Origin of the sequence: Paraburkholderia sp. EG287B (genome assembly GCF_040965595.1) — a bacterium.
GTDB lineage: Bacteria > Pseudomonadota > Gammaproteobacteria > Burkholderiales > Burkholderiaceae > Paraburkholderia.
In genome coordinates, this window is sequence record NZ_JBFRCG010000073.1 from 1 (window position 1) to 1,205 (window position 1,205).

A 1,205-nucleotide genomic window follows, 5' to 3' on the forward strand; every position below is an offset into this window, starting at 1 on the left:
TGTATTAGCCGGGACTCGATCTGACAGGTAGTCGGACCGATAGAAAGGAAGCGATCAATGGGGAATGAGTTTCTCCTTGGCCAAATCCAGCGAATCGAGAAAGGTGCACATCGGCGTCTTGCCGTAACACCAACGCCCCTGATGCTCCCGTTCATTGTTGTACTGGTCGAGCCACGCATCAAGGTCCGTCTGCAAGGTAGCAATCGATTCGTAGATCTTCTTGCGAAAAGCGATGCGGTAGAACTCGTTGAGCATGGTCTTGTGCAGTCGCTCGACGATCCCGTTGGTTTGCGGCGACTTGGCCTTTGTTCGGGTATGGTCGATGTCCTCCAAAGCCAGGTACAGCTCGTATTCATGATGCTCGGGGTTGCCGCAGTATTCGGTGCCGCGATCTGTCAGCACACGTAGCAGCGGGATGCCGAAGCCGTCGAAGAACGGGACAACGCGATCGTTGAGCAGGTCCGCCGCCGGCAAGGGCGTCTTGCGATCGTAGAGCTTGGCGAATGCAACTTTCGAGTAGGTGTCGACGAAGGTCTGCTGGTAGACACGGCCTACGCCCTTGAGGTTGCCGACATAGAACGTATCCTGCGCGCCGCAGTAGCCTGGACATTCGGACTCGAATTCGCCGTGCACTTCCTTCTCGTGCTTGGCGCGTTCGAGCGCGACGAGCTGCGCCTCGGTCAACACCAAACCCTCCTGGGCGGATTTGGCTTCCAGGGCCTTCAGGCGCTTCGACATGGTCTCCAGATCGTGGCGCAACCATATGCTACGGACGCCTTGGGGCGAAACGGACAGGGCATGTCGTTTGAGGACTTCGTTGGCGATACGGATCTGGCCGTAGGCTGGCAATTCGAGGGCCAGCTCGACAACGGCAGCTTCGATCTGCGGATCTACGCGGTTCTTGAGCAACGGCCGGTGGTGAGAAATCTCCTGCAGCGCAGCCTCACCGCCTCGATCGTACAGTTCCTTAAATCGGTAGAAGCTGTCGCGCGAGTAACCCATCACGCGACAGGCCTGGCTGACGTTGCCGAGTTGCCGGGCCAACTCAAGTATGCCGACCTTGGCACGAATTACCTTCTGCTCCTGAGTCATGGCGGACTCCTTGCTGTTCGCGGTGCGCATTGCCGCTACGGGCTACGCCCTCCGCGCCAATGCGCACCAGCATGAGAAACCAACCACTGTCAGATTTAGTCTAGTCCACTGCA

The 1,205-nt window shown here is 58.0% G+C and carries 1 protein-coding gene; it reads right to left on the minus strand.

The window, feature by feature from the left end:
* Positions 1-54: 54 nt before the first annotated feature.
* Positions 55-1,092, minus strand: coding sequence for an IS481 family transposase (locus AB4Y40_RS42715; protein WP_368692982.1), 1,038 nt, complete (start codon positions 1,090-1,092; stop codon positions 55-57).
* Between the last annotated feature and the right edge of the window lie 113 nt (positions 1,093-1,205).

Bases quoted from the DNA above. Each gene is read 5' to 3' on its own strand.
- AB4Y40_RS42715 (WP_368692982.1), bottom strand. From the start codon at position 1,092: ATGACTCAGGAGCAGAAGGTAATTCGTGCCAAGGTCGGCATACTTGAG.